The organism is Actinomadura harenae (assembly GCF_003696215.1).
In the GTDB taxonomy this organism is placed as follows: domain Bacteria; phylum Actinomycetota; class Actinomycetes; order Streptosporangiales; family Streptosporangiaceae; genus Spirillospora; species Spirillospora harenae.
Genome location: NZ_RFFG01000021.1, coordinates 48,751 through 61,952, shown reverse-complemented (window position 1 = coordinate 61,952; position 13,202 = coordinate 48,751). Strand labels below are relative to the sequence as shown.

Annotated in this window: 18 protein-coding genes; 6 read left to right on the top strand and 12 right to left on the bottom strand. The window is 66.1% G+C overall.

Going from position 1 to position 13,202, the window contains the following annotated elements; all coding sequences use genetic code 11:
• Positions 1–16: 16 nt before the first annotated feature.
• From EBO15_RS14245 to EBO15_RS44175, 7 genes are all read right to left on the bottom strand, one after another.
• Entirely contained in the window at positions 17–1,246 is a 1,230-nt protein-coding gene (locus EBO15_RS14245; RefSeq protein WP_233616186.1) for a site-specific integrase, read from the bottom strand.
• 118 nt (positions 1,247–1,364) lie between these two features.
• Positions 1,365–1,538 carry a helix-turn-helix domain-containing protein gene (locus tag EBO15_RS14240; protein WP_199744526.1) on the bottom strand — a complete coding sequence of 58 codons (174 nt, stop codon included), beginning with the start codon at positions 1,536–1,538 and terminating at the stop codon, positions 1,365–1,367.
• Positions 1,539–1,690: 152 nt separating this feature from the next.
• Positions 1,691–3,496, bottom strand: coding sequence for an FtsK/SpoIIIE domain-containing protein (locus EBO15_RS14235; RefSeq protein ID WP_122194852.1), 1,806 nt, complete (start codon positions 3,494–3,496; stop codon positions 1,691–1,693).
• The gene (locus tag EBO15_RS14230; RefSeq protein WP_122194851.1) at positions 3,493–3,831 is read right to left on the bottom strand and encodes a hypothetical protein; all 339 of its coding nucleotides are present in this window, start codon (positions 3,829–3,831) and stop codon (positions 3,493–3,495) included. Before EBO15_RS14230 ends, EBO15_RS14235 begins: the two co-directional genes overlap by 4 nt.
• A 29-nt stretch (positions 3,832–3,860) precedes the next feature.
• Positions 3,861–4,052 (bottom strand): hypothetical protein, encoded by a 192-nt coding sequence (locus tag EBO15_RS14225; protein ID WP_122194850.1) that lies wholly within the window; start codon positions 4,050–4,052, stop codon positions 3,861–3,863.
• A 177-nt stretch (positions 4,053–4,229) separates the two neighbouring features.
• Positions 4,230–4,436, bottom strand: coding sequence for a hypothetical protein (locus tag EBO15_RS14220; protein WP_147481495.1), 207 nt, complete (start codon positions 4,434–4,436; stop codon positions 4,230–4,232).
• Between the two features lie 6 nt (positions 4,437–4,442).
• On the bottom strand, positions 4,443–4,604 hold the full coding sequence (locus tag EBO15_RS44175; protein ID WP_158628223.1) for a hypothetical protein: 162 nt from the start codon (positions 4,602–4,604) through the stop codon (positions 4,443–4,445).
• 177 nt (positions 4,605–4,781) lie between these two features.
• Between EBO15_RS44175 and EBO15_RS14215 the strand changes: the two genes are divergently transcribed.
• The 3 genes from EBO15_RS14215 to EBO15_RS14205 all read left to right on the top strand — a co-directional run bounded on the left by EBO15_RS14215 (position 4,782) and on the right by EBO15_RS14205 (position 6,427).
• Complete coding sequence (locus EBO15_RS14215) at positions 4,782–5,528, top strand: helix-turn-helix domain-containing protein (RefSeq protein ID WP_122194848.1); 747 nt, start codon at positions 4,782–4,784, stop codon at positions 5,526–5,528.
• Between the two features lie 2 nt (positions 5,529–5,530).
• The gene (locus EBO15_RS14210) at positions 5,531–6,007 is read left to right on the top strand and encodes an NUDIX hydrolase (RefSeq protein WP_122194847.1); all 477 of its coding nucleotides are present in this window, start codon (positions 5,531–5,533) and stop codon (positions 6,005–6,007) included.
• A 78-nt stretch (positions 6,008–6,085) separates the two neighbouring features.
• Entirely contained in the window at positions 6,086–6,427 is a 342-nt protein-coding gene (locus EBO15_RS14205) for a hypothetical protein (RefSeq protein WP_147481494.1), read from the top strand.
• Between the two features lie 256 nt (positions 6,428–6,683).
• On the opposite strand, the gene EBO15_RS14200 is transcribed toward EBO15_RS14205, so the two are convergent.
• From EBO15_RS14200 to EBO15_RS14180, 5 genes are all read right to left on the bottom strand, one after another.
• The gene (locus EBO15_RS14200) at positions 6,684–7,016 is read right to left on the bottom strand and encodes a hypothetical protein (RefSeq protein ID WP_122194845.1); all 333 of its coding nucleotides are present in this window, start codon (positions 7,014–7,016) and stop codon (positions 6,684–6,686) included.
• 50 nt (positions 7,017–7,066) lie between these two features.
• On the bottom strand, positions 7,067–7,630 hold the full coding sequence (locus tag EBO15_RS14195) for an HD domain-containing protein (RefSeq protein ID WP_122194895.1): 564 nt from the start codon (positions 7,628–7,630) through the stop codon (positions 7,067–7,069).
• 49 nt (positions 7,631–7,679) lie between these two features.
• Positions 7,680–8,162 (bottom strand): GntR family transcriptional regulator, encoded by a 483-nt coding sequence (locus tag EBO15_RS14190; RefSeq protein WP_233616191.1) that lies wholly within the window; start codon positions 8,160–8,162, stop codon positions 7,680–7,682.
• A 286-nt stretch (positions 8,163–8,448) separates the two neighbouring features.
• On the bottom strand, positions 8,449–8,871 hold the full coding sequence (locus EBO15_RS14185) for a hypothetical protein (protein WP_122194843.1): 423 nt from the start codon (positions 8,869–8,871) through the stop codon (positions 8,449–8,451).
• Positions 8,868–9,155, bottom strand: a complete 288-nt coding sequence (locus tag EBO15_RS14180) for a hypothetical protein (protein WP_122194842.1) — start codon at positions 9,153–9,155, stop codon at positions 8,868–8,870. Before EBO15_RS14180 ends, EBO15_RS14185 begins: the two co-directional genes overlap by 4 nt.
• Positions 9,156–9,389: 234 nt before the next feature.
• On the opposite strand from EBO15_RS14180, the gene EBO15_RS14175 reads away from it, so the two are divergent.
• The 3 genes from EBO15_RS14175 to EBO15_RS14170 all read left to right on the top strand — a co-directional run bounded on the left by EBO15_RS14175 (position 9,390) and on the right by EBO15_RS14170 (position 12,983).
• Entirely contained in the window at positions 9,390–10,064 is a 675-nt protein-coding gene (locus tag EBO15_RS14175; protein ID WP_233616185.1) for a phospholipase D-like domain-containing protein, read from the top strand.
• 1,300 nt (positions 10,065–11,364) lie between these two features.
• A complete protein-coding gene (locus EBO15_RS43620) occupies positions 11,365–11,874 on the top strand; it encodes a hypothetical protein (RefSeq protein WP_147481493.1) in 510 nt (169 codons plus the stop codon).
• A 242-nt stretch (positions 11,875–12,116) separates the two neighbouring features.
• The gene (locus EBO15_RS14170) at positions 12,117–12,983 is read left to right on the top strand and encodes a hypothetical protein (RefSeq protein ID WP_147481492.1); all 867 of its coding nucleotides are present in this window, start codon (positions 12,117–12,119) and stop codon (positions 12,981–12,983) included.
• Positions 12,984–13,202 lie beyond the last annotated feature (219 nt).

Here is a 13,202-nt window from a genome sequence, read left to right as displayed (position 1 = left end):
AAACGGGGAACCACCGTCACGCGGACGTCACGGACGCAGGCCGACGCCTCTGGGAACGTCGGGCCTTCTTCTCGGGGGCGTCGCCGAAGATGCCGTGCATCGTCTGCGCGCCCTGGGTGATCACGGGCTTGAGCTGGTGGCGGTAGACCTTCTCCGTCACGGAGGTACCGGCGTGGCCGACGAGGTCTGCGATGGTCTCGATCGGGACGCCGCTGTCGCTCATGATCGAGACGAACGAGTGGCGCAGTTCGCGCGGAACCCAGTCCTCACCGATGTCCGCGCGGCGAGTGACCGCCCGGAACGCACGACGGACGTTGCCCGCGTCGAGCGGACGGCCGGACCGGGTGCAGAACACGAGGTTGTCGTCCTGCCAATCTTCCCCCGCCTTGAGCTTCCATTTAGCCTGCCGGGTGTGCTGAACCTTGAGGGCGTCGGCGACGCCCTTCGGGATCTCCAGAGTGCGACGTGACTTCCTGGTCTTGGTGTCGCCGTGCTTGCGGACCGACCGCCACACGTAGATGGCGAACCGCTTGCGGTTGAATCCAGCCTCAGCGACCGGACGCCACTCCTTCGCCTTCGCGTCCCACGCGAGAACATGCATCCAGCGAAGCGCCCGCGCCTCCTCCGTACGCACACCGGTCATGAGGCTGAGGACGATGTAGGCGTGAAGCTCTGACGACTCCGCAGCCTTGAGCACCGCCTTGGCCTGCTCCAGGGTGAGCGACTTGCTCGGACGCCCCACCTTGCCCTTGGGCGTGGTGACCAGTTCGGCGACGTTCCGGATCACCTTGTCGCGCGCCTGCGCCTGCCGGATAGAGCGCTTGAGGATCGAGTGGACGCCGAGGAGCGTCCGAGTGGACAGCTTGTCGGTGAGGCCATCAAGCCACTCGTCCACGTCGTCGGCACGAAGCTTCGTCAGCTTGGCCTTCCCGATGTTGGGGATGATGTGCTTCTCGGCGAGGATGCGGTTCGTGGTGACCGTGTCGGGGTCCCTGTCTTTGAGTCCCTTGTCGAGCCAGTCCCGCACGGCGTCAGTGACGGTGTAGCTCTCGGCGCTCGTGACTCCCGCCTCCAGCTCGTCGGCGAGCTTCTTGAGCTTGGCCTTGACGATGTCCTTGGTGCGCCCCTTTCTCTTGGCGCGGTTGCGCCTTCCGTCCGGAAGGAAGCCGAGGGAGATGGCTCCGGTGTAGCCGTTGCCCTCCTCGTAGATCGTGGCCTCGTACTTGCCGATCATGATTTTCGCCAAGAGAAACCTCCTTGTCCCCCGCGCTGGGGGCGCGGCTTCACCTCGGACGATAACTCAAGACGTCCCTAGACGTCCCTAGGTTCGGAGGGCGGCCTTTGGTGGGCCGCCCTCCGGTCTGTCAGTGGTGGGCGTCTTCGAGGGAGGCGATGAACTCGGCGAGGTGCTGGTCAGTGATGCGGCGCAGCTTGCCGATCTTGATGCTGCGGAGTCGGCCGGTGCGGATGAGGGCGTAGACCTTGTCGCGGCCGACCTGGAGGATGTCGGCGACTTGTTCGACGGTGTATGCCTGCACGCTCACCTCCTTCTCCCGAGTCGTGTGCTCGGGGTGTCGTGTTGGTCGGGCATCATCTCCGTTCGTCACGGTGAGTGATGTTCTTCGTGCATGTCTACGTCTCGTCTATGCGCCATACGTGCAGGCGCACGCGAGACGTAGACGTAGACGAGTTACTGAGAGTGGCGGTCGGCGGCGCGCCATCGTCCTCGGGAGACCTGGGTGACGCGGCCGTTCTGGGCGTGGTGACGGAGCCTCTGGTAGATCCACGGACGACTCATCCCCGTCGCCTGGATCAGGAGTTGGACGGGCGTCCCCTCATCCGGCGCGCCGCTCAGGACGGCCATGAGCGCCGCGTCAGGGTCGTCGGCGTCCCCCGCAACGGAGGTGGGTTCGGGGACGTTCGTGGGTGCGGTGAGGCCCGCTTGTGCCTCTTCGATGGCCGTCCGTGAGATGGCGTCGAGCGCGGGGCGCTGGTCGGCGTGGTGTTCTGCGGTGCGGGCTACGGTCTCGTCGGCGAGCAGGTAGGCGCGGGCGCGGCGCGGAACGTCGTGCTCAGGTGCCGACAACAGGAACTTGCCGGGTGCGTTGAGGGTGTGGGCGTGCCAGCCGGCGGCAAGCATGCCTTGCCCAAGGATGAGGTCGACGTCTTTGCGCTCGCGGACGCGGAAGCTGACCCTGACGTCCATCTGGGAGCGGACGGCGCCGCGTCCCATGGCCTTCTGTGTCGGACGCTGGGTCGCAGCGATGAGCTGGACGGCGACGGCCCGCCCTCGGCGCGCGATCGAGTCGGTGTCACTCGCGCTCTCGGGGGCGTCCTCGGCGAGTTCGGCGAACTCATCGATGACGATGACCAGGGCGGGCATGTCCGGGGACGGCTCCCAGACACGGCGACCGTTGGCGGCGAGCCAGGATGCGCGGGCTTCCAGGACCGCCACGGCGTCGTGCAGCAGGACGCGGGCTTGCTCGGGTGTGGTGGCGAGGCGGTCGATGCAGGACGCCCACGGCTGCAACTCCATGCCGCGTTTGAGGTCGATGGCCCAGATCACGACGTCTCGGCAGGCGGTGAGGTTACCCATGAGGACGTTGATCCCGCCGCTCTTGCCGGAACCGGCGACGCCTCCAATGAGGCCGTGTCGACGCAGGAACAGGATGCGCGCTGCGGTGGCGTCCTCGAACGGTCCGAGGTCGATGGGCTCGTTGATGGTCGTGACGGACGGTCCGGGCCACGGGATGGCGTCGCCGTGCGGGTCGATGTTGAGGACGCGCAGCTCGAACCGGTTGGCCTTGTCGTCGCGCGTGGGCAGGACGCGGACCGCTCCGCGGAACGTGCCGAGTGCCGATTCGATCGCGGGGATCTTGGCGGTCGCGTCTTGGATGGTCTGGCCTCGGGCGAGGGCGAAGCGTGCTCGCCATCCCCACACGTCCACCACGGCCGTTTGCAGCCGTGAGCCGGGAAGGCCGATGGCCTTGGAGATCTCCGGCCATGCGGCGAGTTGCCGCTCGACGCTGACGCGGGCGCGTCGTCTGCGGTGGGTCCACCAGGGGACGCCGAGGACGACCGTCTCAGCGGTGAGGAGTTGCGGCAGGAACCCGTACAGCGCGCCGAGGCTGATGGCGGACGCCAGCCAGCTCCCCGCCGCTGCGACGACAGCGGCGGCGTAATAGCGCTCAGCGCGCAGCGACAGGCCGACGCGTCCGCCGAGGAACGCGAGCAGGCACGCGGCGATCGCCGCGCCGACGAGGGCGCGCCACCACCACGCCGGGTGGCCGGCGTGGAGGGACGCACCCATGAGGAACAGCGTCAGCGCCAGAGCGGGCGGGGCGAGTTCGGAGCGGTAGCGCCACACCGTCCGCGCGATGACCACGCCGACCAGGTCCGGAAGCCGATCGTTGGCGTCGATGACGACCATGGGCTGTAGGCCGTTGCGGCGCATCTTGCGGGCGTGCCGCCGCATCTTGGCGTTGCGGCTACTCATGCGCCGTCCCGATGGCGCTGCTGTTGGGCGTTGACCTCGTCGCGCACGTAGTAGAGCGGGTCGGGGTCGGTGCCCTCGTCGGCCGCGCCGAGGGTGGCTCGGGCAGCGGCGAGGAGGTTAGCGCAGTCGTCGCGGAGCAGGCGGTTGGCGGCGTTGAGGCGGTTGATCTCCACGATCAACATGAGGGTGTCGGCGAGAGCGGCGTAAATGCGCCGCCACAGTTCCGCCATGGACGGAAGGGCATCGTCGAGGTAGGAGACGATCTCTCGGGCGATACGGCTCTTCTCGCGGACCTCCGTGAGGTTGACCGTGGTGGACGTCGGCGGGTTGGGCACTAGGCATCCCTCCTTCGCTTCCGGGGTGGTCAGTGCTTGGTGGTGACCATCCGGACGAGGCCGGTGAGCAGGCGGTCAATGCTCGGCGCGGCGGCGCTGGACGCCAGCAGGAACCCGAACACCAGGCACAGGACCAGGTGCCAGACCCGAAGGCCGATGTAGCGCCAAGCGACCCACACGGCCACGCCGACCAGGACCACGAGCGGAACGGTGATGGTCACGAGGGTGGTTCACCTCCCTTTTCGGTCAGTTCCACAGGTCAGGGAAGCGGGCGCCCGCCCGGCGGCGCTCGTACCGGGCACGGGCGCGACATTTGCGGCAACCGCGCTTCCCGGGCTCGACGCGAGCGCCGCACGAGCAGGCGTGGCCGGTGATGATGCGCACCATGCGAGCCGTCCTCATCGACCAGCCCCGACCTTGGTGGACGGCTTGTCGCTGGTCCGGGTAGTAAGCAGGCGTCGCGAGACGGTTCCGGCCGTGCCCGGGACCTTGTTGGTGCGGGCGCGTCGTTCCTCGGCGTGGATGCCGAGGACGATGAGCGCGAAGATCCCGCAGACGCATCCGGCGAAGAACACCGCGATGATGGAGACCAGGACGAGGATCATCACCGGTCACCGTCCCGTCCGGAGGAACCGGCCGAAGCGCCGGGCGTGGTTGACCGCGTAGCGGCTGCGGGCACGGCACTTGCGGCACTGGCCGTAGTTGCTGGTGGCGTTCGCGCCGCAGGGGCAGCGACGCTGCCATCCGTCGAGAGTGCGTCCGAGGTAGTACATGCGGGTGCCTCCCTTACGTAGGGCCCGTGTCCGGTGAAGCGGCTCGGGCTGTGATGTGCGCTACGTGATCGAGAGTGCGCCGACGTGGCGGGACGAGATCACCGCATGACTGGACGTGTTCAAGACGTCTCCGTAGGCTGAGACGTCCCGAAGTCGTCCCAGTCCCCGGACGGGTGCATGCCGAACGAACGCCTACGCGCCGCGCTTCTTCAGAAGCGGATCACGATCGCCGCGCTCGCCGAGGAAGTCGGCGTCGATCCCAAGACGGTCGAACGCTGGGTCACCCAAGACCGCCAGCCGTACCGGCGCACCCGTCTAGCTGTGGCTTCGTTCCTCGGCGTCGATGAGACCTACCTGTGGCCCGACGCGCTCACCACCGACCAGGTCGCGTCCGCGTCCAACAGCGAGATCGTCACGATCTACCCGCACCGCTGGGCCGTCCCCCGGGACGCTTGGGGACGTCTGTTCGCGGACGCCAAGAACGAGATCGGGATCCTCGTCTACAGCGGACTGTTCCTCGCCGAGGACAGCGGGATTCACCGCCTTCTCGCCGACAAAGCCCGCGCTGGTGTCCGCGTCCGCGTCCTTCTCGGCGACCCGGATTCGTCCCAGGTCGCCGAACGCGGCGAGGACGAAGGCATCGGTGCGGCCATGGCCGCCAAGGTCCGCAGCGCCATCGTGCTCTACAAGTCGGTTCGAGCCGTCGAGGGGGTTGAGTTCCGGCTGCACAGCACGGTGCTCTACAACTCGATCTACTTCGCCGACGACGAACTGTTCGTCAACACGCACGTCTGGGGTGTCCCAGCGAACAACGCGCCGTTCTGGCACATGCGTAAGCTCCCGGGCGGCGAGATCGTCAGCACCTACCGCGAGAGCTTCGAACGCGTCTGGGAAGGCGCGAAACACCTGGCACCGGAGGCGTAAGCGTGGGACGCAGGATCGACTACTACGACGACCCGAACGCCCCGAAGGCCAACAGTCTCGTTCCATCGGTCAACGTCGTCGTCACCAACGATGAGGGCGAGATCCTCATGATCCGCCGTACCGACAACGACAACTGGGCGCTTCCGGGCGGAGCCATCGACCTCGGCGAGTCCATCGCGGAGGCGGGCGTCCGCGAGACCAAGGAGGAGACCGGGATCGACTGCGAGATCACCGGACTCGTCGGCCTCTACTCCGACCCCAAACACCTCATCCACTACACCAGCAACGACGAGGTCCGACAGGAGTTCTCGATCCTGCTCACCGCCCGCCCGACAGGTGGTGCGCCCCGTCCCAGCGATGAGTCACGCGAAGTGCTGTGGGTTCCTGCCGAGACCGCCACGGACCGCAAGATAGACCGCTCGATGCGGCTGCGCATCGGCCACTTCTTGTCATCCCCGGCAAACCCAATCATCGCCTGAGCGGTCGCCTCGGCCAGTTGGGGAGTTACGGACACCTGTCGGATCCTCAATTTGGCGAGCCCCCACAGAATCTCCGCCGTGATCAAGAGGGTGTCTATGAGTGAGTCGACTTCAGCTCGGAGGGTCGTTCGTGCCGGTCTGGAGAAGGTGACGGACTTCGTCGTGGACCTGGCCGGTGAGTTCGTCGTTCAGGTGCTGAGCTGCTTGTTCTTGATCGGTGTGTTTGCTCTGCTCGTGATGAGCTGGCAGCACAGCGCTGTCATGGCGACCGGAGCGGCGACCCTGCTGGTTACGGGAACTCTGATCGGGGTGATGGCCTACAGGAGTCGCCGGATCAAGCGGCTGATGATGTCATCGCTGGCTACCGCTCTACTCCTTGCCCTCTGGTACGTGGCCTACGGCCTCAACTGCGATTGTTGATCGCCCGCAGCAGGCGGGCGGCACAGGTTCCGTCGGTCAAGGGCGGTCTCGAGGTTCCTGCGTCGCCCGGTTCACCGCGCTGATCAAGCTCGGGGATGGTGATGGAGCGTGTAACGAGGTGTCCGTCTCCGTACCGCATCAGGACCTCGGCCAGATGCACCGGTTGGGCTCGTGGTCTTGCCGGAGTAGATAAGCGCCTCAGTGAGGTCCGGGGTACTGCGCCGAACTCCTCCGCAGGGCCGTCGGCAGGTCCGCGTTAATCGTCGCGAAGGGGTGAGCGGGGCAAGCTAGGGCGTTGCGCCATCCAGATGGTCGCGTCCCTCGCGATGCGACTCGTGTCGGTCTGGACGGTCAGTTCGTGCTCACGGGTTTCAGGGTCGCGGAACTCGACCTCGTACTCCTTGGGTGAGAGCCGGGCGATCGACACGTACCAACCGTGCTCGGGCTTGATCGGTTCGATGGTCACGAAGGTGTTGTCGATGCCGTTGAGGTCCTGAAGCAGCATGTAGATGGCGTCCTCGGAAGGATCACCGATCACGTCACCGTCCTCGGTCTCAGCACGGTAGTAGTTGGCCGCCTGATCGGTCATCCGGGAAGGATCGCACGTCCGGCCAGGTGCACGCGTCCGCTCGACACAGCTCAGGCCGAGCAGAAGCGTTCTCCCAGTTCTGCCGAGACCCGATGTACGGCATCGATCAGGTTCGGGGATGACCGGGTGATCGATCGAGTGACGGGGTGTCCGTCTCCGTAGCGCGAGAGGATCTCGGCGAGACGTTGCTCAACCGGAAGGTAGTCGCCGTCCGGGCTCGTGGTCATGTCGCAGTAGATGAGTGCTTCAATGAGGTCGGGGGGTGTCGCGCCGAACTCATCGACGAGGAGGTCGGCAACACCGCGCTCACGGGCCTCAATCAAGGCGCATGAGTGGTGAGCGACCAGGCGGCACAGGTGTTCTTCGGCGCGCTGGACGTCGCGGAGGTACCGAGCTCCGTCCAAGGGATGGAAGCCGGTGATTGCCAGGTCGGGGGCGTAGCCGATGTCGTGCAGCCAGGCGGCGGCTTCGAGGAGGTCGGCCTGGTCGCCGAGGATCAGTACGAGGCTGCGGGCTTGTTGGGCCACTCCCTGTGTGTGCGCCCATCGGCGCGGGAGCGGTGACTCAAGATGATCTCGCGCGAGTTCCCGCGCCCACCTGGCTACGTTGCTCATGTACCCGACGGTAAGAGCGCGGGAGTGGACATCCACGGACACCTAAGGATCATCTGGGGACGTCTTGGGTGACGAAACGTCCCCTCCCTTGCTTGGCCTCTACGAGATCATCGGCTTCCAGCTCGGCGAGCGCCTGCCGGACGGTGAAGCGGACGCACCCGTAGTGCTCGCAGAGTTCGCGCTCGCTGGGTAGTACCGCGCCCGGCGCGAGGACGCCGTTCCTGATCTGGGCGCGCAGGTCAGCGGCGATGCGCTGGTAGACCGGGCGAACAGGCGGACGTTCCTCCGTACCGCTGTCTCGGACGAACCGTCCCATGCCCGCGTGCACCTCGATCAGCCCCTCCGCCTGGAGGATCTCCAGCGCACGCCGGAGGGTGTTGCGCGTGGTCGCAAACTCAGCGCATAACGCGTGTTCGCCCGGCATACGCGCACCAGGCACGTAGGTGCCGTCCAGAACGCGTGCGCGAAGTACGGCGGCGATGCTTTTGTAGGTGCCCCATGGGGTTCGTGGTCGTCCGTCGCCGCGCTGCACGCGTGCGGGAGGCTCGGAGTCGGAACTCCGAGCCTCCCATTTGGACGGGGTGTCCTGGGTCATTCCAGATCCACCAGAGCGCCGATGATGCGCCGCGCGAGTCCGCGTCGGTGACGTCCGCCGTTCCACTCCTGGACCGGCGGGAGTGGGGTGGGTGACGCGGCGGGACGGGATGATCCGCTGGTGCGGGGGCGCTCAGCGAATGCCGTCCGTCCCGCCGCGTCGGTCTCGGTGCGCGCATGCGCCGGACGATGCGTCCGGCGATGCCTGCCGGCCGGGCGGGACATCAGTCCTGAACCGGCTTGGTGGTGAGGACGGCGACCAGCCACGGACCAAGGCACGTGGTCAGCGCATGCGCCGCGTTGGTGGGGTCGTCGCAGTCCGCGAGGTGATCCCCCGTGCTGCTCCAGTACGCCCAACCGTCCGGGCCGCGCACGGCGGAGAGGTGCTCGCCGATGGTCGGTGCGGCCTCGGAGAAGACCCGCAGCAGTGGCGGGGAGCACTGGTACAGGTGCTTGGTCTCCCAGCCGAGCCGGTTGAGACGCCGCTCCAACCGGTTGAGGTGGCGGAGCGTCCGGAAGCCTGTCCACGCGTCGCCGAACCAGCGCGGCACGGGGATGACCAGCGGCTCATGCTCCGGAATCGGCCGATAGGCAGCGGTGAAGTACTTCGGCCCGTCGCCGGATGGATCGGTCCCGAGGGTGGTCACCGGCGATCACCCCGCCGTTCCGCAAGCTCACGCTCTTCCAGCAGTGCGTTCCGAAGCTGGTCGGCGGTGTCGCGGATGACCGTGGGATCGACGCCTTGCATCGGGTCGTGCAGGGTGGCGATCCAGCACCCGAGGCCCCCGTCCCAGCGCGGGGACCGCCAGATGCGGTGACCTCTGAACTCCTCGCGCAGGTCCGCAAGCCGCTGGTCGTCGGTGTGCGACTTTGTCTCGGCTCGTGTCGGTGGGGCGTCGCGGTCTGCGCCGCGCCGCGGCTGGATGGGCATGGCGACTCCTCGTCGCAGGTCACGGATGTGGGAGCTTGCCGAGTCGGTCGCTACGGGCAGTGACTCGGCGGGCTTGTGCAAGAGGTTCGTCCGGACGCCGGGACGTCTCCACCGGCAACTAGGGACGTCTAGGGACGTCTTCTGTTAGCGTCTGGCGTAGTGCCAGCTCCGGGAGGCTAGGTGAACGACCTTTTGCGCAGCGCCCTCGCCGATGCGCGCCTCACAAACCACCAGGTGGCACGCCGTCTCGGCGTCGATCCCAAGACCGTCCAGCGCTGGATCGACGGACGCCTTCCCTACCCCCGCCACCGCCGGAGCATCGCCGAGATGCTCAGCGTCGAAGAGGCGCTCATCTGGCCGAACCTCGCCCCGCGGAACTCGGCCCCCGAGCCACCACCGGTGGCCGTCCTCGGCACATACCCGCACCGCTGGGCCGTCCCTCGCGCCGTCTGGCTACGCCACTTCGAGAGCGCCCGACGCGAAATCGACATCCTCGCCTACGCCAGCCTCTTCCTCGCCGAGGACTCCGGCATCATCCGCGCCCTGGTCAAGCGTGCCCATGCGGGCGTCTCCGTTCGGCTCCTCCTCGGCGACCCGGACGGCGCACACATCCGCGAACGCGGCAACGACGAACGCGTCGGCGACTCCCTCTCAGCCAAGATCCGCAACGCCCTCGTCCTGTACGAACCCCTCCGCGAGGCACCGAACTTCGAGATCCGGCTACACGACACCGTGCTCTACAACTCGATCTACCGGGCCGATGACGACGTCCTCGTGAACCACCACGCCTACGGCGTCGCAGCGTCCGACGCCCCCGTCCTGCACGCCCGCCACACCACTGACGGCGACATGGCCAGCACCTACCTCGCAAGCCTCACCCACGTGTGGGACAGCGCCACCGCCATCTGAGCCATCAAGCGGACGCCCCGTCGAGCCTGCCAGCGGCTCGACGGGGCGTCCGACGTTCTCAGGCGGTCAGTTCCTGCGCCATGGGCTCCCCCGCAGGGGAGCCACGGGAGCCAGATTCGGGAGCCAATGCACTTCGGTTCCCTCCGACCCAGCGGGACTTGGTCAGGGCGTTGGTGCAGGTGGGGGGCTCCCCGTTCGACTTGGGGCGACCTGGTCGGATGCGTCTTGGTTGCTTCACACCGAAGAGGTCACTGGTTCGAACCCAGTATCGCCCACCAGAAGTACCAGCTCAGAGGCCGGTTCCTGAAGATCAGGAACCGGCCTTTGATCGTTTGTCCGTCGTTTGTCCGTCGTTCGTCCGCGAGATCGAACGTCAGGCGTCGGCACCGTCCACACCAAGAGCGGCACCTGACGGCCGGATCAAAGGGCGGTCCACCCCGAACAGCGCAGCCCGTTCTGCAGCCGTTGGAGGAGGCTGGTCGGCCGCTCGGTGCAGCGGTCGTGTCGTGCGTTCCCGTGGACGAACCTCATCACCGCAGCCGCGACTCTGTCAGGGGGCGCTGGGCGGAGTGTCACTGACGGCGCTTCTGAGCCAGAAAGCCGAGGAGCATCGGTTCGCGCGCGAGCGGCGGATGAGGCAGGACGCCCAACGCGCCGACGCTCATGCGGATTTCCTCCAAGTCGCCCGCATGCTTGCGATCGTCCTCACGTGCCTGACACGTGGCACCGACGCGACCAAGGCCGTCAAGGACGTTCGCACTCTCGCCGTCAAGTCCATTCAGCGCTCGCCCTGGGGGGATAGTCGGCACCGATGCTGGGCTTCGAGTGGCACACAACGTCGCCGACTGACAAGACATGTGGGACGGCTCTGCGTACATGCCTACGAGCAAGGTGAGCTACTAACGTTAGGGAATCGAACCTCCATCCACCCCAGGGCGCTTCACTCATCCAGGGCCCTTCCTGACAGACAGCCCCATCGGCATCCTCGCTCCCCCGCGCGACTTCGGCGAATGGCCCAATGCTGCGCCTGAGCTGCCGGAATAGATCACGCCGCTGAACCAAGTGGCTGTGTGGCCTCGTCGCATCGTCATCTGGCAGGCGGGTGTGGGGCTCAGCCATCAGCTGGATCGGGGCGGGACGCTCCGTGGTTGGCGTTTCTCATGTCCCGATCGGTTCTGCGCGGCAGCATGGGGGAATGACTCCGTCGTGGCTCCCCCAAGTCCTGTCCTCTCTCGGCACCGCTGGCGTTGTAGGTGGGTTGACGAGCTACCTCGTTGGACGACGCCAGAGTCGAGCCTCGTTGCAGGTCGCTGATGTTCAGGCACGAACCCAGATTGAGCTGGCGGACCGCCAGTTCCAGGCGCAGCGGGCAATCGAAGAGGACAAGTTCTGTCGACAAAAGCTTGAAACCGCCTATGAGGCTGTAACGGAGTGGCTAGACGGCATGGAACGTCTGATAGATGAGCCCTGGGGGCACATCTGCGCCGATGGCCCGGAGCATCGAGAGGCCGCACGCAAGATCGTTGATGATTGGCCATGGGAGACCCTTCGCCCTCCGCTAGCCGTTTCCCGGCTGAGCTACTGCTGGAGCGAAGAAGTCCGTGAACTCATCTACTCCCTTGGAGGGATATCATCCAAGCTGTGCTTTGGAGCAAGTGTCGCTAATACAAACAGGGAAGCACCAAAAGAAAAACAGGGCGATTACCGCAGAGCGCAATCCGAAGTCTGGGAGTCGCGTCAGGATTTTCAGGTGAAAGTAGCTAAGACAAGACGGACGATTCGCAAAGAGCTGCTTGGAGCAGAATCCTGACCGTTCGAGAGGTAGATGTCCATGATGGATCGCGAGATAAGCCGAGGCTGGTTCCACAGGGCCGATGTATAGGCCGACGAGAGTGCCGTGGCGGCCAGCTCGTCCCCGCCGGCCCTGTACACACCAGCGGCCCCGAAGGAGTTGATCGTCCGGGGGGCGCGCCGTGCCGGTCAGGGCATTACTAACCGCCGCATTCCGTGCTTCTCGCTCCCCGGCAGCTAAAGCGTTGCAGACTAGGGGCCATGCGGCGAGAACGAGCGACTGAACTGCTGGAGCACGTGCTCCGCAACCTCGATGCCCGGAAGGCCGAGTGGCCACTCACCCTCGTGACCGAGGTCAACGTCTTCGGCTCGTTCGCGCGTGGCGCGCTCGAGCCCCATGACGTCGACATGGACGTCGAGTACGAGACCACCACGGAGTGGGCGTCCAGGGCTGTATCGATGCATGCGAAGGGGCTGGATCCGTATCGGATGTTCCGCCAACCGCTTCTTCAACGTCGCCGCGGCTGCCAGATGCTCTTCAACTTCCGCAGAGAATCCGACTTCGACCTCCTGACGCTATGGCGCAGAGGCGACACACTGCGGACGGCTCTCGACCGGCTCCATGCGATCCCAGTCGATCCGACAGCGGGCCGAGCTCCCCGAGATGCGATGCTGCCCGAGTTCGAAGGCCTCGACCGATGGCTGCCTTTGGGGCTCCGAGAACACCTGGTCGCCGCCGTGGAGGCAGAGTCTGTCAAGATCGAACGAGTACTTCTCGAAGACGCACGGGTTTCAAGCCCCTATGTGGCGAGGTTGATAGGTCGGCGCTGGAAACCGGAGAGCCCGCTTCACCGAGCGGCACATGCCGTGATCAGACACTGGGAACAGCAGGGCATCGACCCGCTGACGATCCACCTCCACGGCCGGGACATGAGCCCCAATCACCCCGTCACTCCCTACTTCACCAGCTTCGGCTGCCGGTACCTCCATACAGCCCCTTTCTGTTTTCACGAGCACGAAGGCGTCGAGTGGATCGAGGTCGTCCACCCCACGCGTCGTCAGCCGCTCGATTGCCTGCGGATCGTCCCGATCGACAAGTCGAAGCTCAAGGACACCGATTGGCGGTGATCACGCGACTCGTTGGCCAGGCTCGTACAGCTACGCCGTACAGCAACCGCAGTCGATCTGACGGGGCTTGGCGAGACGCGTGGAGACATCGAAGGTGCTGGCGGAGGGGTGTCTGGCGAGGGCTGATGATCATGCGCCGATAATTCACACCGAAGAGGTCACTGGTTCGAACCCAGTATCGCCCACCCTGCACCACCAGCTCAGAGGCTGATTCCGAAC